Source organism: Actinomadura sp. WMMA1423 (assembly GCF_006547145.1).
In the GTDB taxonomy this organism is placed as follows: domain Bacteria; phylum Actinomycetota; class Actinomycetes; order Streptosporangiales; family Streptosporangiaceae; genus Spirillospora.
The window spans coordinates 3,953,340-3,976,876 of record NZ_CP041244.1 but is presented as its reverse complement, the minus strand read 5'-3'; the positions used below and the strand labels follow the sequence as shown (position 1 = coordinate 3,976,876).

The window sequence follows — 23,537 nt, the reverse complement described above, 5'->3', positions numbered from 1 at the left end:
CGCGCTCACCTCGTTCCCGTCTCGGCGCCGGGCCGTTCCGTCCCGCCCTGGATCCTGCGGTAGGCGCCGCGCAGGCGGACGGCCGCCGGGTAGCGCTCCCGCGCCGTCCGTTTGGCCCGCTCCACGAGCGGGGCGGCGTCGTGGACGAGCAGCCCCGTCGTCTCCAGCAGACCGGCCGACTCCGCGCGCAGCATGTCGATCTGGTCGCGGACGGCGATTCCGGCGCCGGGCACGGCGGCGGCCCGGTCACCGCTCTCGCGGACCCGGCGCAGCAGCGCCGCGACGGCGTCGACGCCCACGTCCGCCACCTCCGCCCAGCGCACCTCGTCGGGGGGCGGCGCGGGCGCGGTTCCGAGCGCGGGGCCGGCCGCGGCCGACGGCATCAGCTCGTACAGGTCGCCCACCACGTCGTAGCCTGCCGCGCGCAGCGCCTCGACGGTCTCGACGGCCCGTTCGGTGGCCCATGGGACGTGCTCGGGAGGCAGTTCGATCCTGACGGGCCGCGGCCGCCCGGCCAGCACCTGCTGCGCGAGGAAGAGCTTGACGTCCTCGTTGTAGACGTGCCAGCCGACGCGGTCGCCGAGCGTTTCGTTGAGGCGCAGCAGGAACTGCGTCTCGCTCAGCCCGAGCGACGGGTTGGCGAACGTCCCGGACAGGTCGTGGTCGTCCGCGGCGATGCCGGTGGCCGCGCAGAAGCGCCGCCAGAGCAGGTCGCGGGGCGCGCCAGGGCGGGGAAGGGTGACGACGTGGACCCGCTCGGGCGGCAGGCCCTCGCCCCAGCGTCCGAGCACGGCGACCGGATCCTGCAGTCCCCAGAACAGCCTGGCGCTCTCGTAGGCCGGCCAGTCCCGCCGGCGCAGCGACGCCACGAACTCCGCGAACGGGGTCGTGAAGCGGTTCTTGACGTCTTCCTGCCAGTGGGCAGGGATCTGCCGGCCGAGGTCGCGCACGGTGAAGACCACGTGGACGTCGGCGAAGTCGAGGTCGGCCATGGCCTGGCGGATCCAGCGCGGCCGGGCGGGGGCGAGCAGCTCCTGCGAGATGACGACGGTGCCGGGCCACGCGCGGGCCTCGGCGACCAGTTCGTGCCACGCCCCGCGCGTCGCGGGGTCGGACGCCTCGCGGAAGAACGTCCGCCGCAGGTCGAACGCCGCGCGGACGTGCGCGGCCTGGTCCCGGCCCGGGTAGAGGACGCCGTGCTCGCGCAGACGGTCGCGGTTGTGCCACAGCACCTGCTGCAGGAACGTCGTGCCGCTCTTGGCCGCCCCGACGTGCAGGTATACGGCGGGGCGCGCATTGTGCGCCGCACTACCGGGAGTGGGTGGGGGCACGCGATCCTCGGCTTCCTGCGCCGGTACCGATCGAACCCCGGGTATCTTAGCCGCATTCGGTACACAGGGATCCGGCCGCCGCCCCCGCGCCGCCCGGCCCCTTCGCTCCCCCGCACGAGTCGGATGGACACCTCGGATGGACCCCGTCCAGTGAACGTTGACCTCGTGGTGGCCGGATCCGGATTCTTCGGTCTCACGGTCGCCGAACGATGCGCCGCCGCGCTCGGCCTGCGCGTCCTCGTGCTCGACCGCCGCGACCACATAGGCGGCAACGCCTACAGCGAGCCGGAGCCGGAGACGGGCATCGAGGTGCACCGCTACGGCGCGCACCTGTTCCACACCTCCAACGAGCGCGTGTGGGAGTACGCCAACCGGTTCACCTCCTTCACCGGCTACCGGCACCGCGTGTACTCCACCTACAAGGGCCGGGCCTACTCGATGCCGATCAACCTCGGCACGATCTGCGAGTACTTCGGCCGGGTCTTCACCCCGGACGAGGCCCGCGCGCTCATCGCCGAGCAGGCCGCCGAGGTGCGCCGCCCGGCGAACCTGGAGGAGCAGGCGATCTCGCTGATCGGGCGCCCGCTGTACGAGGCGTTCATCCGCGGCTACACCGCCAAGCAGTGGCGGACCGACCCGCGCGACCTGCCGGCGGAGGTCATCACCCGGCTGCCGGTGCGCTACACCTTCGACAACCGGTACTTCGACGACACGCACGAGGGGCTCCCGGTCGACGGCTACACCGCCTGGCTGGAGCGGATGGCCGACCACCCGCGCATCGAGGTCCGGCTGAACACCGACTTCTTCGACCTGCGGAACGACGTCGTCGGCAACGTGCCCGTCGTCTACACCGGCCCGCTGGACCGCTACTTCGACCACGCCGAGGGCGAGCTCGGCTGGCGGACGCTGGACTTCGAGACGGAGGTCGTGCCGACCGGCGACTTCCAGGGCACGCCCGTCATGAACTACGCCGACGAGGACATCCCCTACACCCGGATCCACGAGTTCCGGCACTTCCACCCCGAGCGCGCGCACTACCCGTCCGACCGGACGGTGATCATGCGGGAGTACTCGCGGGCCGCCGAGCGCGGCGACGAGCCGTACTATCCGGTCAACGCCGCCGCCGACCGGGCCCGGCTGCTCGCCTACCGCGAGCTCGCGAAGCGCGAGGACGGCGTCCTGTTCGGCGGTCGTCTCGGCACCTACAGGTACCTCGACATGCACATGGCCATCGCCAGCGCGCTCAGCATGGTCGACAACAGACTGCGTCCCCATTTCGGCGGCGCCTCGCGTCCTACTATCGGAGGTGCGGACGAGTGACCGAACACGCGGAGACGCCCGACGGGGGCGGCGCCCCGGGCCTGCGGGTCCTGCAGCGCGTCGTGATGCCGGTCGACCGCGACCTGGACGTCCTCAAGCTCTACGTCGAGGGCGAGATCGCCCGCGGTGCCGAGGCCGCCGCGGCGGAGAGGGCCGCCGAGACCACCGCCGTGACGGGGACCGCGGACGGGGCCGGGGGCGTCGGCCGGCGCAGCGTGGTCGTGCCGGTCGGGCGGCGGGTCTCGTTCGCGACGTACTTCAACGCCTTCCCGGCCAGCTACTGGCGGCGCTGGACGTCGGTGGAGGAGGTGCTCCTGCGGGTGCGGGTGCGCGGTCAGGCCACCGTGATCGTCTACCGGTCCAGCGCGAAGGGCCATGTCCAGCGCGTCGAGTCGGTCCGATTCGACTCGGCCACCGCCCGGGAGGAGACGTTCCGGCTGACGCTGCGCCCGTTCATCGACGGCGGCTGGTACTGGATGGACGTGCTCGCCGGGGAGAGCAACGCCGTACTGGAGCGGGCCGACTGGTGCGCCGACACGAGCGCCGCCGGCCCGGTCCGGCAGGGCCGGGTCAGCCTCGGCATCACCACGTTCAACCGCCCGGGCTTCTGCGTCGACCAACTCGTCGCGCTCGGCGGCGCACCTGAGGCGCTGGAGGTGGTGGACGCCGTCTACGTCGTCGACCAGGGCACCGAGCGCGTCCGCGACGACGAGGCCTTCGAGAGCGCCGCGGCCGTTCTCGGACCGAAGCTGCACGTCATCGAGCAGGGCAACCTCGGCGGCTCCGGCGGCTTCTCCCGCGCGATGGACGAGACCGTCAAAGCCGGGACCAGCGACTACGTCCTCCTGCTCGACGACGATGTGGTCACCGAGACCGAGGGCGTCCTGCGCGCCGTCGCGTTCGCCGACTTCGCCCGCACGCCGACGATCGTCGGCGGCCACATGTTCAACCTGTTCGTCCGCTCGCAGTTGCACGCCTACGGCGAGACCATCGGACGGTACCGCTGGTGGTGGGAGGAGGCCCCGCACACCAAGCGCGAGCACGACTTCGCCAAGCCGCCCAACCCGAGCCCCCGCGCGAAGGCGAGCTCGGGGAGCCTGCTCAGGACGAAGTGGCTGCACCGGCGCGTCGACGTCGACTACAACGGCTGGTGGATGTGCCTCATCCCCACCGACGTCGTCCGGAAGATCGGGCTGTCGATGCCGATGTTCATCAAGTGGGACGACGCCGAGTACTGCGTCCGCGCCGGCGAGGCGGGCTTCCCGACCGTGACGCTGCCGGGCATGGCCGCGTGGCACGTCCCCTGGCAGGACAAGGACGACGGCATCGACTGGCAGGCGTACTTCCACGAGCGCAACCGCCTGGTCACCGCCCTCATGCACTCGCCGTACGAGCACGGCGGCAACCTGCTCAAGGAGAGCTTCATCATCTCGGTGAAGCACGCGCTCGCCATGCAGTACTCCACCGCCGAGCTGATGCTGTCGGCGATCGAGGACGTGCTGCGGGGGCCCGAGCACATGCACGCGGGCATCGCCTCGAAACTGCCCGAGATCCTGGCGTTCCGTGCCGCCTTCCCCGACGCGCAGAACCGCACCAGCCACGAGGAGTTCCCGCAGGTGCGGCGTGCCAAGCCGCCGAAGCGCGGGCGCGGGTTCAAGCCGCCGCGCGGCACGGTGAACGTCCTCGCGAGCGCGATGCTCGGCACCGTCAGGCAGCTCCGCCCGGTCGACCCCGGCTCGCACGGCAACCCGCAGGTCGTCGTCCCCCACATCGACCGGCACTGGAGCCTGCTCTCGCAGGTCGACAGCGCCCTGGTCTCCTCGGCCGACGGCACCAGGGTGGCCTGGTACCAGCGCGACCCGGAGCGCTTCCGGACGCTGCTGCGGCGCACGTCGCTCCTGCACGCCCGGCTCGGCCGCGAGTGGCCGGAGCTGAGCCGCCGCTACCGGGCCGCCATGGCCGAGATCGCGTCCGCCGACGCCTGGCGGGCGACCTTCGAGGCGGCGGGCGGCGCCGGCGGGAGCGGCACGGACGGGAGTGAAGCGGACGGGAGTGGCTCGGACGGGAGTGGCTCGGACGGGAGTGGCTCGGACGGGAGTGGCTCGGACGGGGGCGGGCCCGGATGACCGCCGCGCCGGTCCGCGCCGACGACGGGCTGCGGGCGCCCGGTGGCGACGGCGGTCTGCGCCGGACGTTCCGGGAGAAGTACCTGCTGCGACTGCTGGTGCGCCGGGAGCTCAGGGCCCGCTACAAGGGCTCGCTGCTCGGCCTCGGCTGGTCCTACGTGCGGCCGGCCGTGCACTTCGCCGTCTACTTCTATGTCATCGGGGTCTTCCTCGGGATGGACGACCGGGTCGAGGACTTCCCGGTCTACCTGTTCGCGGGCATGGTCCTGGTCAACCTGTTCACCGAGACGCTGCACTCGACGACCCGCTCGGTGACGGGCAACGCCGCGCTCGTCCGGAAGGTGTTCCTGCCGCGCGAGCTGTTCCCGGCGGCGTCGGTGCTGGTCTCGCTCGTGCACTTCCTGCCGGGGATGATGATCCTGCTGGGCGGATCGGTCGCCGCCGGATGGCGGCCCTCCCCGGTGGAGCTCGGCGCGGCCGTCTACGGGTTCGCGATCATCGTCGTGCTCGGCTTCGGTGTCGGCCTGCTCTGCGCCGCCGTGAACGTGTTCTTCCGCGACCTGGAGCAGGTCGTGGACATCTCGGTGATCGTCATCACCTGGTCGGTGCCGATGATCTACCCGTGGACGCACGTCCAGACCCACGCGCCCGGCTGGGTGCTGGACCTCTACCTCGCCAACCCGCTCGTCAGCGCGGTCTCCCTGTTCCAGCGGGCCTTCTGGCTCCCCGGCACCCGCGGCGACTTCGTGTTCCCGCCCCACCTTTACGCCCACGCCGGCGTCTCGCTCGCGGTCAGCGTGCTGGTGTTCGTCGCCGGGCACGCGGTGTTCTCCCGCGCGCAGGCGCGCTTCGCGCAGGAGCTGTAGCCCTTGACCTCCCCGAACCCGAACCCGGCCCCGTCGATCCTCATCGACCGCGTCACGAAGAACTTCACGCTGCGGCACGCTCACTCGATCAAGGAGATGAGCGTCCGCGCGCTCCGCGGGCAGCGCCTGTCGGACCGTTTCAGGGCGCTGGACGAGGTGAGCCTCACCATCGGCCAGGGCGAGACCGTGGCGCTCATGGGGCTGAACGGATCCGGCAAGAGCACCCTGCTCAAGCTGATCTCCGGGGTCATGCGCCCGGACAGCGGGTCGGTCCTCGTCCGCGGCCGCGTCGCCGGGCTGATCGACGTGGGCGCCGGCCTGCACCCCGAGCTGACGGGGCGTGAGAACGTCTTCCTCAACGGCGCGATCCTCGGCATGACCCGCGCCGAGATCACCCGGAAGTTCGACGCCATCGTCGAGTTCTCCGGCGTCGAGCGCTTCCTCGACGACCAGGTGAAGTTCTACTCCTCCGGCATGTTCATGCGGCTCGCGTTCTCGATCGCGGCGCACACCGAGCCGGACGTGTTCCTCATCGACGAGGTGCTCGCCGTCGGCGACCCGCCATTCCGGGAGAAGTGCCTGGCCCGCATCCGCGAGCTGCGCGGCGAGGGCCGCACCATGGTCGTCGTCGCGCACGACATCAGGATGCTCGTGGGGCTCTGCGACCGCGGCGTCACCATGCGGCAGGGCCGGGTGATCTTCGACGGGCCGACGGCGGAGGCCGGCCGGCTGGTGCGCGAGGACCGTGCCGCGCGCCGCGGGGCCGCGGCGGCGGGGGCGGGGGCGGCCAGCGCACCGGGAGAAACCGGTCGATGAGCAGATCTTGGTGGATAGGGTGACCCGAGCCGCGGCCGGGGGCCGCGTGCGCCGGTGCAGGACCAGGGGAGAGGTGCGGCGTTGACCACACAGGAGAACGGCAGCCCGTTGCTCGACAACGTCCGCCGCATCGTCGCCGACCGGGCGTGCACCGTCTTGTCCCTGGACGTCTTCGACACCCTGCTGTGGCGCAGGGTGCCCCGCCCCACCGACGTGTTCGCCCTGCTCGGTTCGCGGTTGCGGGAGGCCGGGCTGTGCGCGGACTGGGTGAGCGACGCGACGTTCCGCCGCATGCGGATCGCCGCCGAGGACGAAGCCCGCCGCGGCCGCGACGCCCTCGGGACCGAGGTCTCGCTCTTCGGCATCTGGCGCGCGATGCCGGACGGGGTCTTCGGCGCCGCGCCTCTGGAGCGGCTCGTCGAGGCCGAGGTCGAGCTGGAGCGCGAGCTGACCGTCGTGGACCTGGACGTCGCCGAGATCGTCAGCGCGGCGCGCGAGCAGGGCGTCCAGATCGTCCTCGTCTCCGACACCTACTTCACCGAGGACCAGCTCTCCCGGCTGCTCGACCGGCCGGAACTCGGCCCGATGGACGGTGTGCGCGTCTTCCGGTCGAACCAGCACGGCACCGACAAGGCGTCGGGCCTCTGGAAGATCGTGCTGCGCGACCTCGGCTGCGGCCCCGAGCAGATCGTGCACGTCGGCGACCACCAGATCGCCGACCACAGGGTCCCCGGCGAGCTCGGCATCCGCACCGTGCACTACCGGAGGCTCGACGACGCCTACCTCGACGTGCTGGGCCGCGAGAAGGAGCCCGTCCTCCCGTTCGGCGACGACGCTCCCGACCTGGACGACCGGCACGGCGACTTCGGCCTCACCAGCCTGCGCGCCAAGGCCGTGCACTCCGGCGTACCGTTCAGCACCTCCGGCCTGGACGTCGCGTGGCGGTACGGCGCGGTCGTCCTCGGTCCGGTGCTGACCGGCTTCGCGGAATGGGCGGCGTGGCGGGCGCACGAGACCGGGACCCGGCGGCTGTGGTGCTCGATGCGTGAGGGCGAGCTGCTGTCCCGGCTGATCAACGAGGCCGCCGAGGCGCGCGGCTGGGACGTGCGCGCCGCCCCGGTCTGGCTGTCGCGGTTCGTGACCTCGCTCGCCGGGCTCGACCCCCACGACACCGCCGCCGTGCACGCCTTCGTCCGGACCGGGTACCGGCTGACCGTCCGGCAGGCCCTGTCGGTCCTGGAACTCCAGCCCGGTGAGGTGCCCGGCCTCGCGACCGAGCTGGACACCGTCATCGACAACGGCGACATCGCCGAGCGCGTCGCCCGCGCGCTGACCGAGACGCCGCACCTGTGCAACCGGCTCGCGGTGACCGTCACCGCCGCCCGCGAACGCATGATCAAGTCGCTGCGGAGCGCGGGCGCGCTCGACGACGAGGCGCTCGCGGCGGGGGAGCTGACGCTCGTCGACCTCGGCTGGGGCGGCACGATCCAGTACCAGCTCGCCCGCGCCCTGGAGATCGCCCGCATCGACGTCAGGCCCGCCGGGCTGTACCTCGCCACCGACACCCGCGCCGGGCGGGTCTACATGGCCGGGCTGCGCGCCGAGGGCTACCTGGCGCAGGCCGGGCACCCGGCGCACGTCGCGGCGACCGTCACCCGCAGCCCCGAGATCGTGGAGCAGTGCGTCAACGCGCTCTGCGGCTCCCTCGTCGGCTTCACCGAGGACGGCGCGCCGGTCCTCGGCCGGGCCGCCGACTCGCCGTCGCAGAACGCCGAGCGCCGCACCGTCCAGGACGGCGTCCTGGCGTTCCAGCACATGTGGAACCGGTACGTCGCCGCCTCCGGCGGCGCATGGCCCGACCTGGCCCGCCCGCAGGCGGCCCGGAACCGCCTGGCCCGGATCCTGGTGGCCGCGCTGGAGTCGCCCACCCCCGAGGAGGCGGCCGTCTTCGGGAACTGGACCCACGAGGACAACTTCGGCTCGTCCCTGGTCACCACCCTGCTGCCCGCCGACCTCAAGGCCGCCGTCCCGTACCTGTCGCCGGGCGACCTCGGCGACCTGCACATGCGCGACTCGTTCTGGCCCGCGCTGATCGCCGCGTCCGACACCGGGCTCGGCGCCATGGCGAGGGCCGTCGCGGACGGGGCCGTCGACGCGGAGGCGTTCGAGCCGTCCGGCGAGAAGCACGAGACGCGGCTGCGGTTCCGGACGGCGGACGACCGGTGGCACGAGCCCATTCGCCGCCGCGTCCGGATCAACCACAACGGGCTGTCGTTCTCCCGGCTGTCGTTCGAGCACCACGACACGGTCGACATCTCGCTCGCCATCCCCGGCCGCCCCGCGATCGTGCGGGTCGACTGGATCGAGGCCAGGGTCATCGCCGGCGGCCGGCGGCGCGAGCAGGTGCTGCGCTGGGACAAGCCGGAGGACTTCGTCGGCCTGCACTACGCCGACTGCCGCTACCTCGGCGGCAACCTGATGGAGTTCGACACCTCCTACGCGGCGGTGTGGCTCCCGCTCGCGCGCCGGGCCGGAGTGCCGGCGGTGTCGTCCGGGCAGATCACCATCGCGTTCGCGATGCTGCCGCAGTCGACGACCGGCATGGCGCCGCGGATGCCGGTGGACCGCAGGGCCGAGCGCGCCGCGCGCGCCGCGCGGCTCACCGAGCGCGTACGCGCGGAGTACCGGACCGCCGGGGTGAAGGGCATCGCCGCCGGAGCCGGACGAGTGGCCAGGAGGAAGCTCGGTGACGCGTGACTTCGGGGTCGCCGCGACCGGGTCCGCGGGCGACCCGCACGCGCAGGCCCGCGCCGCCCGCGAGCAGCCCCTGCTGCTGCACTCGATGGCGATGTTCCTCGAGCTGTTCGAGACCCTCTTCGCCTGCCGTGACATCTCCACGGTCGTCGAGGTGGGCGTCGAGTCGGGACAGGTCAGCTCGCTGTACGCCGACCTCGGCGCCGCCGTGTACTGCGTCGAGCCCGCGCCCGGCGACGAGCTGCGCGCCGTCCTGGACGGCGACCCCCGGTTGAACCTCGTCGAGGGCCTGTCCCCCGCCGTGCTGCCCGACCTCCCGGTGGCGGACCTCTACATCCTGGACGGCGACCACAACTACGCGGTCATCCGGGACGAGCTCGCCTGGATCATGGCGAACGCGCCGGACGCCGTGGTCGTCCTGCACGACGTGCTGTGGCCGTGCGGGCGCCGCGACTTCTACTACCAGCCGTCCCCGGTCGCCCCGGAGGACACGCACCCGGCCACGACGGACGGTCCGACGGTCTGGCACGACGAGCTCACCCCGGCCGGCTTCGTCGGTGACGGCGCCTACACCGTGGCCGAGCGGGCGGGCGGACCGCGCAACGGCGTCCTCACGGCCGTCGAGGACGCGCTGGACGGGAACGGGGACTGGCGGTTCCGGATCGTCCCGGCCGTGTTCGGGTTCGGGGTGCTCGCGAGGGCGGGCGCGCCCGGCACGGACGCCGTCTTCGAGGCGCTGCGGCCCTACACCTCCTCCCGGTTGCTCGCCGCGATGGAGAACAACCGCATCGCGCTCTACACCCACGTCCTGCAACTCCAGTACGAGGCCGCGGCCCGCACTGACGACGCCACCCGCCTGACCGAGACCGTCAACGCCCAGCAGCAGGAGATCGCCCGCCTCAGGTCCGAACTCGAGCGCGCCCAGACGGAGTTGACGGCGCGGCGCCGGGAAGCGCATGCGCGCCGCGAAGTCCCGGAAGCGCCCGCGCCCGGCACGGCGCCGATCCCCGAACTGGGCGAGGCGATGTCGCATCTCGGGCAGGCGCTCTCCGCCCGTCTGCGCAGGACGCCCCCGGGGCGGCCGCGATGACCCGGGCGGCCGCGATGACCCGGGCACTGCCGAGCCGGCGGGGGCCGCGGTCCTGGCCCTGACGGCTGCCCTCCCCGTACCGGAAGAGGACGTCCCTGGACGCGTGACGAACTCAGGAGAAGGAGTCGACGATGACCGACTACGTCACGAGCGTGGCGATGCACGAGGAGACATGGGGGACGTTCCTCGAACCTGACCCGGCCCTGGAGAGCGCCGAGAACCCGCACGAGGTGCTCGGCATCCCCATCCTGAGCGGACACCACGCCGACCTCTCCGCGTTCCAGGGACGGAACGCGGTCTTCGACCGCATCGCGGCTCGGGCCAAGGACGTGAGCCTCGCCTACGAGGACCAGTGCAGCGCCCAGCACTACTACGACGTCTTCAGCTGCGTCGAACGCGAGCACGGCACGCTCACGCGTCTCGTGGACGTCGGCGTCTTCATGGGCGGCTCCGCGTCCGTGCTCGCCGGCTGTATCGAGCCGATGGGCCTGGAACTCGACCTCGTCGACGCCAACTCGGTCTTCCTCCGGTTCGCCTGGGAGCGGGTGCGCCGCATCTTCCCCCGCGCCGCGAAGCGCGTCCGTATGTTCCACGGAGACCTGCCGACCTATGTCGCGACCGTGCTGCAAGGGGAGGAGGGCACATGCGCGCTGGTGCACCACGACGGGGCGCACGACTTCAACCAGGTCGTCAAGGACCTGAGCTCCCTGTACTTCGCCCGCGACCGGATCCACGGTGTCGCCCTCCAGGACACGCACCTCCGCGGCGAGATCGGCCACTTCAACTTCGTGGACGCGGCTGTGTACGCCATCTTCGGCGTCGACGTGAAATACGAGGCGCTGGGCGCCCGCTACCCCCAGGGCTCCCCAGTGACCAGCCCCAACCAGTGGGACGGGAACTACTTCCTGGCCGGCACGCCGGAGGGGATGTACGTCCCGTTCGACGGTGTGGAGTGGAAGTACCCGCATCCCACGATGGAGTTGGAGGCGTTCCTGCCGGTGAAGGCGCCCCCCGCAGGCTGACCATGGCCGGATCCGGCCACCGGTGGGCGGCGATGTGTCCGATCTTTCCCGGGGGCTGACCTGGTGACCGGTTTGACCGAAGAGGTCGGCCATCGCCGAGGCTGTTCCGTTGAACGAGGCGCGGGAACGCGGGAACCTCTTTACCCTGTGTTGTGTAAGAAACCGACCGTAAGCAACCCAACCCGGCCACCCCCAGGCGTTCCCCACCTTCCCGCGACTCCCAGGGGTCTCTCGACGTGACGGACATGGCGAGCGGGTCCGCGATGGCGCGGCTCACACAGGCCGACCGCGTCTACGTGGGCTGGCGCTACGCGCAGGTGCACCCCGACCCGGGGCCGCCCCCGGACCGGCCGGACGAGCCGGCCAGGACGCCGCTGCCGCCGCCCGCGTGGCGGCCCGGCGAGCACATCGCGGGGCGGCCGCTGCGCACCGCGTTCGCGGGCACCCTCGTGTTCGTCGTGCTGTTCCTGGTGTGCGGCGTCGCCGGGGTGATCCCGTGGGCGTTCGCGGCGGTCGCACTGCTGGCCTGCGGCGTCGTCCTCGCCATCACCGGCGGCGGGCTGTGGCGCGACGAGCGGGGCGTCCGCGAGCGGCTCGCCAAGGAGCGCGACGCCGAGGCGCGCGAGCGGGCGGCGCGCGAGCGGGCCCGCAGGAAGGCCGACGAGGCCTACGCCAAGGAGCGGGCCGAGTGGGAGCGCCGCCACTCGGCCTACGAGAGCCAGCGCGAGTGGTACCCGGTGGCCGTCCCGCCCGGGGTCGACCGCGTGGACATCGTGGGCGGGACCCTCGCCGGCTGGTCCGCGGCCGTCACGACGATGGGCGCGGCCAGGCTGGCGGTCGGAGCGCGGCTGACCGTCATCGACCTGTCCGAGGGCGCCGTCGCGCACGACCTGCTCCGGCTCGCGGCCGACCGCGGCGACGACCCGCTCGTGTGGGTCCTGCCCGCCGACCTGCCGCGCCTGGACGCCACCCGCGGCCTGAACCCCGAGGCGCTCGCCGACGTGCTGTCGCTGGTCGTCAGCGCGGGCGAGGAGGAGGGCGGCACCCGCGACCTGTCGTTCGACAACTCGATCCTGGAACGGCTCATCGACGTTCTCGGCCCCGACACCACCATCCCCAAGATCACCGCCGCCCTGCGCGTCCTCGCCCAGGTCGGCGACCCCCGCGACGACCTGCGCAAGGGCCTGCTCACCGACGAGCAGCACGAGCGCATCGCGACCCTCTTCGGGCGCGACGCCACCGACCGCATCGTCGTCCGCCGCGCGTGGGCCCTGGAGGCGCAGCTCCGCAAGCTGGAGAAGCTCGCGACCGAGCCCGTCCGGCTGCCGCCCTCCCGGCTCCACGTCGTCTCGATGGACCGGCGCGCCGGCGTCCTCACCAACCGCATCCTCGGCACCTACGTGACGACCGCCCTGACGCACCGGATCCGGGAGGCCCCGCCCGGCGGGCGCTGGGACCACACGCTCTTCCTGTGCGGGGCGGAGAAGCTGCGCGGGGACGTCCTGGACCGGCTCATCGACGCCTGCGAGGCCACCGGGACCGGGCTCGTCCTGATGTACCGGTCGATCCCCGGCCACGTCCGCGAGCGCCTCGGCCGCCGCGGCCACGCCGCCGTGGGGTTCATGCGCCTGGGCAACCCCGAGGACGCGCGGGTCGCCGCCGAGCACATCGGGGCGGGGCAGCCGCTGCTCGTCGCCGAGATCACCGACTCGGCGGCCGAGACCCTCTTCGACGTCGCGGGGGAGACCTACGCCAGCACGGTCGCCTACGCCCGCCCGCGGGGCGACGGCCTCACCGACCCGGTCTGGTCGCCGCTGCCCGCCCCCGCCGCCGACGACTCCGTCCTGGTGGAGGGCATCAGCTCCGCGACCGCCTGGGGCCGCACGGTCGTCCGCCGCCCCGACAAGCAGCGCTTCCGCGAACTGCTCGTCGAGCCCCCGCAGCTCCAGGAGCTCCCGCCGACCGCGATGGTCTTCACCCACTCGGGCGCCACGGGCCGCCGCACCCTCCTGGTGGACGCCAACCCCGGCATCATCACCCTGCCGACCGCCCACTCGATGGAGTTCGAGGAGTACCTCCGCGAGCAGGCGGAGACCCCGGAGCAGCCCGAAGCCGACCCGCCCGACCCCCCGAAACCGCCGGAGGCCACCGCCGCACGCCTCCCCAAGGCCCGCCACGCCCTCCCCAGAGGCGCCGGCTCCCGCCCGGCCCGCATAGTCCCACCCCTGAAGCCCAACGGCCGCCACAAGGCCGACCCCCCGTCCTCCTCCTGACAGGGGACCCGATCGGTCGGTGGCTCCGGCAGCGCACAGGCTGAGAGGATTCCGCCGTACGAGGTATTCGGCGACGGCAAAGGTTGTTTCGATGGACGGGGAGCTCGGCAGGAGGCTGGCCGGCATCAAGACGAAGCTGGATCTTCTCAAGAGCGTGGAGGCCGAGCACGGCTACGGCGCCATCATCGAGGAGTCGGACGAGTTGGAACCCATCCCCGAACTCCCGGTGGGGGTGACGGAGACGTTCGGTCTGTTCCGGCGCTTGGGGGGAGACTACTTCCGCTTCCACCAGCCTCCGGCGATCGTCGACCGGAAAGCCTGGGGCGAACGCCACATAGATCCGTACTGCCCGCTGGGCAATCCTCTTTCGATCGGCTGTGAACGCTACGGCGCTCCTGCTGATATCGAGTGCGGCAGCGGCATCTACCTTGACCTGAAGGAAGGGGACGTCTACTTCTGCGATGGGGACGACTACGTCTTCGCCTACAAACACGTTGACGTCGAGACTGTCGAGACCACGGAACTGTCGCCAGACATCGTCACGTTCTTCGACTTCCATGTCCTGGGCGAAGGCTATCCCCAGCTCATCACGGCGGTCCTCGGCCCGCGTGCCGTGGACCGCCGTGATCGGAAGGGCCGCCACCGGGACCGCTGGATGAGACTTCTGGAGAAAAGCGGACTGGCCACGGCGGAAGTCTAGGGAAACGCAACGACCGCCACAAAGCCAACCTTCCGTTATCCTGCGCGAATGGCAGAGTGGATCAGTGTCCACTGCCGCCGGCAGATCGTCCTCGATGTCGAGGTGATGCGTCGTGCGTTGGACGCCGCCGACCTGTGGACCCTGGCAGAGGTGCTTGATTTGCCCGAGATGTGAGGGTGGTCGAGAGCGGTCAGTGGGTCCTGGGGGTTGAGTTCACGGCGGTGCGCAGGGCGGCGCGGTTGAGCAGGAGGACGGGCCCGTCCGGGTCCTTGCTGTCCCGTACGGCCACCGCCCCGGCCGCGTCCGCCAGCTCGACGCAGTCACCGCCGTTGGAGCCGCTGTAGCTGCTCTTTCGCCACGTGGCGTTCGTCAGGTGCATCTCTCTTGAATGACCTTTCTGATCAGGCCACGTCAAGGCCTTCTGTGACGGACCGGGCGTGGGCGGGTCAGCGAGTCGTGAGGGCGGAGTTCACGGCGGTGCGCAGGGCGGCGCGGTTGAGCAGGAGGACGGGCCCGTCCGGGTCCTTGCTGTCCCGTACGGCCACCGCCCCGGCCGCGTCCGCCAGCTCGACGCAGTTGCCGCCGTTGGAGCCGGTGTAGCTGCTCTTTCGCCATGTGGCGTTCGTCAGGTCCATCTCTCTTGAATGACCTTTCTGATCAGGTCACGTCAAGGCTTTCCGTGACGGTCCGGGCGCGGGCGGGTTAGCGAGTCGTGAGGGCGGAGTTCATGGCGGTGCGCAGGGCGGCGCGGTTGAGCAGGAGGACGGGTCCGTGCGGGTCCTTGCTGTCCCGTACGGCCACCGCCCCGGCGGCGTCCGCCAGCTCGACGCAGTTGCCGCCGTTGGACGTGCTGTAGCTGCTCTTACGCCACTTGGCGTTCGTCAGGTCCATTTCTCCTGGACCACCTTTCTGATCAGTTCGCAGGACATCTCACGGGTAAGGGTTCGGGCGCGGAGGTCGACCAGAGTCCGCGCCAGTTCGGAGAGGTCTTCCGGATTGTCCGTGGTGATCGGGCGTATCGCTGTCTCGACATAGGCGACCTCGCTGCGGTCAGCCATCGTGGCAAGCACGAAAGAACCCGAGTTTCCGTTGTGCTCACCACTTGTCAACACTACTTGAACCGTGACGTTCGGCAACAAACTAAGCGCTATCAGGTGTTCCAGTTGCTCCTTCATCGTCTCAGCGGTGCCGACCGGCCGGTAGAGCGCCTGTTCGTCCACCATGATCACAAGGGTGGGCGGAACCGTCTTGTCGTCGCCGGTGATGATCGTCTGGCGGCTGATCCGCGCCTCCACGGCTTCCTGGTTGCCATGGAGGATCGCCGAGGCATAAGCCGGCGTCTGTGCGAGACCGGGCATGACCGACTGCTCGTAGCAGACGAGCATCGCCGCATCAGCTTCGATCACCGGCCAGTCGAACCAAATGGGCACGGGATGCCCGTCCTTGTTGAGGTCCTCCCAGAGGTTGACGAGCGCGTCTCCAGCCCCCAGGTAGTCGTCCACGGCTACCGCGAAGGCTCGAGTGGCGCGCCGCTTTCCAGCTTCGATCTTGCTGACCTGTGGCGCGCTTACCTTGGTCAGGTGAGCAAGGGTCTCCTGTTTGACATTTTTGGCCTCTCGTAATAGCCGCATCTGGCGGCCGAAAGCGACGAGGGCGGGAGACTCGCGTGGACGTTGCCGACGAGGGGACATCGGGGCCTGCCTCTCCAGGAACATGCCAATTTCGATTCAGCCATGCCAGCACCTGCCAACCCTGTTTTGGCATGCGAATCCTAGCCCGGATAGTGGCTCACTGTGTGATGTTCGCTACACAAAGTGAGGAGAAGGATCATGGGTGAGGCGGCGCGGTACGAGAGCGAGTTGGTGGTGAAGAACGATCTTGCGGTCGTTGCCGAGGTGCGGCGGTTCGTGCGTCTGGTCACCGGTCAGTGGGGCCTGGACGACTTCGTCCCGTGCCTGGTGGCCAGCGAGCTGGTCACCAACGCTCTCCGCTATGCGGCCGCGTCCGATGACGACGTGACGTTCCGGATCGGACGCACCGACGACGGCGCGCTGTGGCTGGAGGTCCAGGACGCGACCTGCGACCTGCCCCGCATCCAGCGCGCGGACGCCGTCAGCGAGGCGGGCCGTGGCCTGTTCATCGTCGACCAGTTGGCCCGCTGTTGGGGCGTCCGCCCCCTGTCCGGCAACGCCGGCAAGGTAGTCTTCGCCGTCCTGGACCCCTCATGAAGACCAGCGGCGGGGACGGCCTGTAGTGCACGACCCCGGACCGCCTGATCGCACGTTGAAGCCGACTCACTCAGATCTGGGAGTCGCGGCTCTTGGTCACGCCCATCTTGTCGGCGACGTCGGTCTGGGACAGGCCCACGGCCTTGCGGCGTTCGGCGAGCCGGTGACCGTCGATGTAGGCCTGATTGCGTCTGCGGGCCTCGGTGACGGCGCCCTCGCCGCCCGCTGCTGCGACGACGTCGGCGCGGACCTCGCTCCACTCGGGAAACTTCGTCATCGCTGCTCCTCTTCGACTGCGTTCCTTCAAGTACTTCTCCCACAGGCGGGAGTCTTCGGAAACACTCGTGAATATGATCGGGGCGGTCGGCCGTTCTACCGCGCCGGAGGTTGTTGTGTCGCCCGAGTTCGCTAACAGTACGCGGCGGCCGCGGGAGGTGACCGCGGTGCTGGTCTGGGTCGGCCTCTACTGGGCGGTGGTGACGGTCTTCAGCCTGGTCGGCGCAGGAACGGTCACCGGTGAGGCCGCCGGATACGCCGCGTTCTGGACGGCCGTCGTCGCGCTGTGGATGTGGCGGGTCTGGTGTGGAGGCCGCATGGCCGTCCATTATCTGCGGCAGGTGCTGCTCGCCTTCGGGGTCCTCGTGCCGGGCGGTGTGCTGCTCGCGGTCCTGGTCGTGGCCACGGGGTTCGAACTGGGCGGGGACTGGCCCACGCTGCGGTTGGTCCTGCTCACCCTTCCGATGATCGCGTTCGGAGCGGTGTCGTTCGTCCTGTCCAGGCTGCTGCGCCGACCCGCCGTGATCGAGTGGACCCGGGCAATGGGAGCGCGGCAGCGGTCGGCCTGAGTGCTCGGATCCACGCCGACCACGACGCCGCCTTCGGGTCGATGGCGTCGGTTGTGGGGACCTCGCACTTGTTCGATCTGGGGGAAGTGAGGGCCGCGCCGGCGCGACGCCCGAGTTGCCCGCCTGGCGCGGTGGGTGCGGCGGGAGTGGGCCGGTTCTTCCTGTGCGGGCATTGGCTTGGGGGGTGGGGGCGGGGAAGGATGCTGGGGTGACTATGCCCCCTGGTTCTTCTGGTGCTGGCAGGCCGCCGCTCGGGTGGGGCGGTGGGGTGCCTCAGAGTGGGCCGCCGGCCGCCATGCAGGGGAGGCCCTTCGTGCTGCCCGGGCCCTGGTACCGGATCCAGGCGATTCCGGCGCCGCAGCGGGAGGCGTCCGCGGAGTGGGATTTTGTGAGCGTCCTGCCTGCGGCGTTGTCGGCGGCGCGGTTGGGGCGGCCGTTCGTCGTCGGGTGGCTGTCGGCGGGGGGCGGGGCGCCGCTGGAGCTGATCACCAATGCGGGGCCGATCGGGGCGCCGGAGGCCGGGGCCGAGACGCACGGGCTGCTGTTCCCCAGCGGCGCGCGGGGTGTGCCGATCGGGGACGGGTGGCTGCGGCAGGCCGAGCGGATGGCGTGGACGCGGTGCCCCGGGCGGCTCGCCCCGCAGGGGTCCGGCGCGGGGGGCGGGCCCGGGCTGTTCGAGTCGACGCTGGTCACGCTGATGGAGCGGCCGTTCGGGTGGTTCGTGGTCGCCGATCCGTGCGACGAGCGGCTGATCGACTCCGAGATGCGCGAGCTGCACCACGAGCTGCGGATGCTGCGGCGGGGCGAGGACGAGCACGCGCGGCTCGCGGTCGCGCGGGCCGACCGGCGGCTCGCCGAACTGGACGCGTTCCGCGAGGCCGGGCTCTGGCAGGTCAGGGTGGTCGCGGGCGCGGCGTCGCAGGCGGAGCTGGGGCAGATCGCGCCCGTGCTGGTCGGGTCGATGGAGCTCGGGCACCATCCGTACCGGCTGCGGTCGGGGCAGGGGAGCGGGTCGTTCGCGGAGATGCTGGCGCCGGGCGCGGCGCCCGCTCCGGCGCGGGCGGCGGCCGAGCCGGAGCAGCGGTTCCCGTTCGTCGCGACGGCGGGGGCGCTGGCGGCGCTCGCCGGCCTGCCGCGGCGGGAGGTGCCCGGGCTGCGGGTGCTGGACGCCGGGTACTTCGACGTGACGTCGGAGACCGTGCCGGTGAGCGGCGAGGCGCAGATCGAGCTCGGCGCCATCCTGGACGGCCAGGACCGCGAGGTCGGCCGGTTCACCGTGCCCCGCTCGACCATCAACCGGCACGTGTTCGTGACGGGCGCGACCGGCGCGGGCAAGTCGCAGACCGTCCGGCACCTGCTGGAGCAGCTCACCAGGGCCGGGGTGCCGTGGCTCGCGATCGAGCCCGCGAAGTCGGAGTACGCGGCGATGGCGGGCCGCATCCAGGACCTCGGCGGGCCCGTCACGGTCGTCAACCCCTCGGATCCGGGCTCGGTGCCGCTGTCGGTGAACCCGCTCGCGCCGGAGCCGGACTACCCCGTCCAGGCACATATCGACATGGTCCGGGCGCTGTTCCAGGCCGCGTTCGACGCCGAGGAGCCGTTCCCGCAGATCATGGCGCAGGCCCTCCAGCGCGTCTACGAGGACAACGGGTGGGACGTGGTGACGGGCGGGGGCGTGCCCGGGTCGCTCATCGGCCCGACGGTGCCGACCCTGGAGCAGTTGCAGAACGCGGCGCTCCAGGTCATCCAGGACGTGGGCTACGGGCGCGAGCTGATGGCCGACGTGCAGGGGTTCGTGGACGTGCGCCTGCGCTCGCTGCGCATCGGCTCGGCCGGGCGGTTCTTCGAGGGCGGGCATCCGGCCGACATCGGCGGGATGCTGCGCGACAACATCGTGCTCGCCATCGAGGACGTCGCGAACGACGAGGACAAGGCGTTCCTCATGGGGACGCTCATCATCCGCATCGTCGAGCACCTGCGGATGCGCGAGCGCAAGCGCGACCGCGCGACGGGGCCGGCGCTGCGGCACGTCATCGTGATCGAGGAGGCGCACCGGTTGCTGCGCAACCGCGGGCCGGAGCGCGGCAGCTCGCACGCCGTCGAGCTGTTCGCCGGGATGCTCGCCGAGATCCGCGCGTACGGCGAGGGCATCATCGTCGCCGAGCAGATCCCGACCAAGCTCGTCCCGGACGTCATCAAGAACACCGCGCTGAAGGTCGTGCACCGGCTGCCCGCGTTCGACGACCGGCACCAGGTCGGCGCCGCGATGAACCTGGACGAGGACCAGTCCCGCGAGGTCGTGTCGCTGCGCCCCGGCGTCGCCGCCGTGTTCGCCGACGGCATGGACCGCCCCCTGCGCGTGCGGGTGCCGCTCGGCGAGGGCCGCGAGGCGGAGCTGCCCGGCCCGCCCCCGCCCGTGGACGGGAGGCGCTCGGCCGCCTGCGGGTGCGAGTGCCGCTCGGGGCGCGCCTGCACCCTGTACGAGCTGCGCGAGGCGGACCTGATCGCGGGCAAGGCCGACTGGGCGTGGCTGCGGCTGTGGGCCGACACGCTCGTCCTGGCGCATGTCGCGAACCGTCCGATCCCGTCCGTCCCGCCGGAGCTCGGGCGTTCCTGGTCGCGGCTCGCGCCCCGGCTCCGCGAGTGCGCGCTGGCGACCGTCCTCGAACGGGCGGTCAGCCGGCGGTCGCGGGGGCTGCGGATCGCCTACCCGCCGTCCGACCTCACCGCCGCGGCCGCCGAGGCCGCGCAGCGCCTGCTCGGCGGCGGCGCGCCGGGGACGGCCCCCGGGCCGCACTGGGTGATCCCGCAGGTCCGGTGGCTGCACGAGCTCGACAGGCTGTTCCCCTACGGCGGCGACGCGCCCGACAAGCACGCCCCCGCGCCGCCGCTGGACTACCAGCTGCCCGGCCTCAAGCAGCAGCCGGACGCCAAGCTCGGCCACCGGCTCCGCGCCCTGCGCCGCCATCCCCTGTCCATGGAGCTGGAACGCAACCGCCCCATCGCCGCGACCGCCCTCTACGGCGACGACGACCGGTCGGGCTTCTTCCGGGACCTGCCCGTCGTCGCGATCGGCGTCGACGAGGACGACCAGATCGAGCACGTCGCCGGGACGATGCGCGTCACCGGATGGCTGGAGCCGGTCCTGAGCTGGTACGACCGCTTCATCACGCCGTTCGAGGACCCGTCGGAGGGCCTGCCCTTCCTCACCCAGAAGGCCGAGTGACCGAGCCGGCGGGCCGAGCGGCTCAGATGTCGCTCTCGCCGCGGGTGGGCAGGCCCGCCTTCTCCGCGACCGGGTTCCAGTAGCCGATGAACTCGCTCTTGGCGGAGCTGGCGCGCTGGTTGACGTCGGCGACCTCGCCCTCGGACGGGCAGCCGGGGGCGCCGTCCAGGTAGCGCTGGTTCGACTCCGTCGAGGCCTCCAGGGCGCGGACGAGCGCGTCCTTCATCTCCTCGCCGTTGAGGAGCGCGCCCACCTCCAGGCCCCGCGCCTTCTCCAGCTGGGCGCGGCGCGCGTCGAGGACGCGCCGCACGCCGCTGACGGGGCAGTCCTGGGCGACGACGGCGCCGAGGTCGGAGCGGGTGCCGCCCATCTCCTCCAGCAGGCCGTTCACGGCGGCCGCCTGCGCGTCGAGGTCGCCTTCGGTCGTGGGGGTGTCGGACGCGGACGCGACGTCCTGGCTCTGCCCCGCGGACGGCCCGGACGCCGCGGTCGGCGGAGCGTCCGACCCGCTGGGCCAGAACACGATGCCCACCGCCAGCCCGATCAGGAGGACGACGCCCGCCGCGCCCAGGAAGTAGGGCACCATGCTGCGCTTGGGCGGCGCCGGGGGCTGCCAGATCGCGGGCTCGGCGGCCCAGGGCTCGGGGGACAGCTGTGTGGTGCGCTCCTCGCCGGGCGGCATGCTGAGCGTGTGGTCGGGCGGCGCCTCCCACTGGACGGGGTTCTGGTCGGCCCACGGCGGCGGTATCGGATCGCGCGGGACGGGCACGCCCCCCACCGCCCCCGGAGACCCTCCGCCCGGCGGGTAGCCGCCCGCCGGATCACCGCCGTACGGGGGGCCGCCGTAGGGGGCGTGCCGGGTGGTCGCGTCCTCGGCGCCCGGCGTGCTCTGGCCTGGCGGGGCGGCGCCGAACGGGTCGCGGGACGTGTGCTCCGAGCCGGTGGGGTCCAGGCTGGTGTCGTCCAGGCCGGCCTGCTCCTGGGCGGCCGTGCCACCGGCCCGTGCCGTGTGGTCCTGGGCGGTCGCGTCGTCGGCGCCCGGCGGGGCGTCGAGGGGCGTGCCGCAGTGCGCGCACCTGGACGACGACGAAGCGGAGTCGGTTCCGCAGTTCGGACACCGCATGACGGCCCCCTGCCCCGTGAGTTCGAACGGTCAGAGAATACTGCGTGACCGACCGTTACACCCGTTTCCCGCTATACCCGTTTCCAGCTGCGCTGCGGCTGGTCGGTCTTCTTCGCGACCGGGTTCCACAGGATGACGAACTGCTTCTTCGCCGCCGTCGCCCGCCGCTCGGCGGCCGCCCGCCCGGGGACCTGCGCGGCGCTCGGACGCGGCTTGCCCTTGCACTTGCGCTGGTTCGCCTGAGCCCACTGCAGCAGGACCTGGTCGACCTGGAGGGACGCCCCCAGCGCCTGGTTCAGCGAGCCGCGGAGCCGCTCCCCGTTCGCCAGCTTGTCGACCTTGAGGCCCTGCGTGCGGCGCATCTGGTTCGTGCGGCGCTGCGCGACCGTCTGGAACCCCTGGATCGCCTGCGGCAGCGTCTTGCACTTGCCCGCCCGGCCGATCGCCCCCGCGAGGATGCGGCGGGTGTCGACGCTGTCGTTCAGGATCGCGTTGAGGGCCGCGGCCTGCTGCTTCGTCGCGGGCGGGATCGCGTTCTTCTGCGCGACCTGCTTCTGGGACGCCGCCGGGGACGGGCCGGTGCCCGAGGGGGAGTCGTCGCCGGACGGCCACACGACGAACGCGACGGTGCCGACGGCGACGGTGACCAGCGCGGCGACGGCGGCGATCAGCGGCTTGCTCGTCCCGCTCTTGCCCTGGGGCGGCGGGAACTGGCCCGGCGGGTACCCGCCGTACGCGGGGTCGCCCGGCCCCATCGCACCCATGGGCTGCATCCCGGGGCCCATCGGCCCCTGCTGCATGGGGCCCGGCTGCATCGGGCCCGGCTGCATGGGCCCCTGTTGCATCGGCCCCTGGCCCATGACGCCCATGGACCCCATCGGGGGAGGGCCGCCCATGGGGTGGCCGGAGTCCATCCGCGTCCGGTCGAAGTCTTCGAACCGCGTCTGGTCGAAGTCGTCGAACCCCTGGGCGCCCGGCATGGCGAGGGCCCCGCCCGGGCCGGGGGCGATCTGCGTCGCCTCGGGGCCCGGAAGGGCCGGGGGCAGCGCGGCGCCGGGCGGCTGCTGGCCCCACACCTGCGTGGCGTCGGCCTCCGCCTCCGGCTTGCGCGGCTGCGCGAACCACGAGTCCGGGACGATCGACTCGGTGCGGGGGGCCTGATCCTGGAGCCCGAACGGGTTCGACCCGCCGGCGCCCGGCGGCATCGGGCCCGCGGCCGGAGGAGCGGGGTCGCCCGCGGGCGGCGACTGCTGACCGCCTCCCCACGCGGGCGGCGGGGACGCGGTGCTGAAGCCGCCGGACGGGTCGTCGTCCGCGTCGGGGTCGAACGTCCAGGCGGCGGTGTCGTCGGGGTCGCGCGGCGGCAGCGGGGACGCGACGGCGGGCGTCGGCGCCGACGCGGACGCGGGCGGCTCGGCGTACAGCCGCAGCACGGGCTGCGCCGGAGCCTCGGACGAGCCCTGCGGGCCGGACTGCGGGCCGGACTGCGGCATGCCCTGCGGGCCGGGGTGGTGCTTCCCCAGGTCGGGGGCCGCGGGCGGCTGCGGGCTCGGGGCCCAGGACGAGGCGGGCGGCGGCACCATCATCGTCCGCTCGCCGAGCGGGTCGGCGCCGCCGGCGAGACCCCCCGCCGCGGGGGCGTCCGCGACCGGAGCCCCCAGCGGGACGGCGGGTCCGACCGAGTACACGTCGATCGGCGCCTCGCAGTGCGAACACTTGCCGAGCGTCCCAGGCGTGTCATTACCGCACGTCGGACACTGCATCGCTCAGACCTCGCCTTATAGCCGCTTGCCCACGCTTGCGATCCAGGCCCGCCG

21 protein-coding genes are annotated in these 23,537 nt (G+C 72.2%); 13 read left to right on the top strand and 8 right to left on the bottom strand.

Annotated features, from left to right (window positions below; genetic code table 11):
* Positions 1-5: 5 nt before the first annotated feature.
* Positions 6-1,331 (bottom strand): hypothetical protein, encoded by a 1,326-nt coding sequence (locus FKD65_RS18425; protein WP_141578669.1) that lies wholly within the window; start codon positions 1,329-1,331, stop codon positions 6-8.
* Positions 1,332-1,481: 150 nt separating this feature from the next.
* Here FKD65_RS18425 and glf point away from each other — a divergent pair, with 150 nt between their 5' ends.
* From glf to FKD65_RS46275, 10 genes are all read left to right on the top strand, one after another.
* A complete protein-coding gene (gene glf, locus FKD65_RS18420) occupies positions 1,482-2,651 on the top strand; it encodes a UDP-galactopyranose mutase (RefSeq protein WP_240810223.1) in 1,170 nt (389 codons plus the stop codon).
* Complete coding sequence (locus FKD65_RS18415) at positions 2,648-4,777, top strand: glycosyltransferase (protein ID WP_240810222.1); 2,130 nt, start codon at positions 2,648-2,650, stop codon at positions 4,775-4,777. The genes glf and FKD65_RS18415 overlap by 4 nt, the downstream gene beginning before the upstream one ends.
* Positions 4,774-5,643, top strand: a complete 870-nt coding sequence (locus FKD65_RS18410) for an ABC transporter permease (RefSeq protein WP_141578667.1) — start codon at positions 4,774-4,776, stop codon at positions 5,641-5,643. The genes FKD65_RS18415 and FKD65_RS18410 overlap by 4 nt, the downstream gene beginning before the upstream one ends.
* Positions 5,644-5,646: 3 nt before the next feature.
* Complete coding sequence (locus FKD65_RS18405) at positions 5,647-6,459, top strand: ABC transporter ATP-binding protein (RefSeq protein ID WP_240810221.1); 813 nt, start codon at positions 5,647-5,649, stop codon at positions 6,457-6,459.
* Positions 6,460-6,540: 81 nt separating this feature from the next.
* A complete protein-coding gene (locus tag FKD65_RS18400; RefSeq protein WP_141578666.1) occupies positions 6,541-9,216 on the top strand; it encodes an HAD family hydrolase in 2,676 nt (891 codons plus the stop codon).
* On the top strand, positions 9,206-10,303 hold the full coding sequence (locus FKD65_RS18395) for a class I SAM-dependent methyltransferase (RefSeq protein WP_205718702.1): 1,098 nt from the start codon (positions 9,206-9,208) through the stop codon (positions 10,301-10,303). The genes FKD65_RS18400 and FKD65_RS18395 overlap by 11 nt, the downstream gene beginning before the upstream one ends.
* 131 nt (positions 10,304-10,434) lie before the next feature.
* Positions 10,435-11,325: a class I SAM-dependent methyltransferase gene (locus FKD65_RS18390; protein WP_205718701.1), complete on the top strand. Its 891-nt coding sequence runs from the start codon at positions 10,435-10,437 to the stop codon at positions 11,323-11,325.
* Positions 11,326-11,570: 245 nt separating this feature from the next.
* Positions 11,571-13,598 carry a hypothetical protein gene (locus FKD65_RS18385; protein WP_141578665.1) on the top strand — a complete coding sequence of 676 codons (2,028 nt, stop codon included), beginning with the start codon at positions 11,571-11,573 and terminating at the stop codon, positions 13,596-13,598.
* 91 nt (positions 13,599-13,689) lie between these two features.
* Entirely contained in the window at positions 13,690-14,298 is a 609-nt protein-coding gene (locus tag FKD65_RS18380) for a hypothetical protein (protein ID WP_141578664.1), read from the top strand.
* Positions 14,299-14,346: 48 nt separating this feature from the next.
* Entirely contained in the window at positions 14,347-14,472 is a 126-nt protein-coding gene (locus tag FKD65_RS46275) for a hypothetical protein (RefSeq protein ID WP_302931608.1), read from the top strand.
* Positions 14,473-14,488: 16 nt separating this feature from the next.
* On the opposite strand, the gene FKD65_RS18375 is transcribed toward FKD65_RS46275, so the two are convergent.
* From FKD65_RS18375 to FKD65_RS18360, 4 genes are all read right to left on the bottom strand, one after another.
* Complete coding sequence (locus FKD65_RS18375; protein ID WP_141578663.1) at positions 14,489-14,677, bottom strand: DUF397 domain-containing protein; 189 nt, start codon at positions 14,675-14,677, stop codon at positions 14,489-14,491.
* A gap of 67 nt (positions 14,678-14,744) precedes the next feature.
* A complete protein-coding gene (locus FKD65_RS18370; protein WP_141578662.1) occupies positions 14,745-14,933 on the bottom strand; it encodes a DUF397 domain-containing protein in 189 nt (62 codons plus the stop codon).
* 67 nt (positions 14,934-15,000) lie between these two features.
* Positions 15,001-15,189 (bottom strand): DUF397 domain-containing protein, encoded by a 189-nt coding sequence (locus tag FKD65_RS18365; protein WP_141578661.1) that lies wholly within the window; start codon positions 15,187-15,189, stop codon positions 15,001-15,003.
* A complete protein-coding gene (locus FKD65_RS18360; protein ID WP_141578660.1) occupies positions 15,180-16,013 on the bottom strand; it encodes a helix-turn-helix transcriptional regulator in 834 nt (277 codons plus the stop codon). The genes FKD65_RS18365 and FKD65_RS18360 overlap by 10 nt, the downstream gene beginning before the upstream one ends.
* Before the next feature lie 114 nt (positions 16,014-16,127).
* Here FKD65_RS18360 and FKD65_RS18355 point away from each other — a divergent pair, with 114 nt between their 5' ends.
* On the top strand, positions 16,128-16,526 hold the full coding sequence (locus FKD65_RS18355; RefSeq protein WP_141578659.1) for an ATP-binding protein: 399 nt from the start codon (positions 16,128-16,130) through the stop codon (positions 16,524-16,526).
* 70 nt (positions 16,527-16,596) lie between these two features.
* Here FKD65_RS18355 and FKD65_RS18350 read toward each other — a convergent pair whose 3' ends face one another.
* Positions 16,597-16,803 (bottom strand): helix-turn-helix domain-containing protein, encoded by a 207-nt coding sequence (locus FKD65_RS18350; RefSeq protein WP_205718700.1) that lies wholly within the window; start codon positions 16,801-16,803, stop codon positions 16,597-16,599.
* A gap of 166 nt (positions 16,804-16,969) precedes the next feature.
* Between FKD65_RS18350 and FKD65_RS18345 the strand changes: the two genes are divergently transcribed.
* Positions 16,970-17,371, top strand: coding sequence for a hypothetical protein (locus tag FKD65_RS18345; protein WP_141578658.1), 402 nt, complete (start codon positions 16,970-16,972; stop codon positions 17,369-17,371).
* 313 nt (positions 17,372-17,684) lie between these two features.
* A complete protein-coding gene (locus FKD65_RS18340; RefSeq protein ID WP_240810220.1) occupies positions 17,685-20,597 on the top strand; it encodes an ATP-binding protein in 2,913 nt (970 codons plus the stop codon).
* A 22-nt stretch (positions 20,598-20,619) separates the two neighbouring features.
* Here the strand turns inward: FKD65_RS18340 and FKD65_RS18335 are convergent, their stop codons facing one another.
* A complete protein-coding gene (locus tag FKD65_RS18335; protein ID WP_141578656.1) occupies positions 20,620-21,720 on the bottom strand; it encodes a hypothetical protein in 1,101 nt (366 codons plus the stop codon).
* A gap of 71 nt (positions 21,721-21,791) precedes the next feature.
* Complete coding sequence (locus FKD65_RS18330; protein WP_141578655.1) at positions 21,792-23,483, bottom strand: hypothetical protein; 1,692 nt, start codon at positions 23,481-23,483, stop codon at positions 21,792-21,794.
* Positions 23,484-23,537 lie beyond the last annotated feature (54 nt).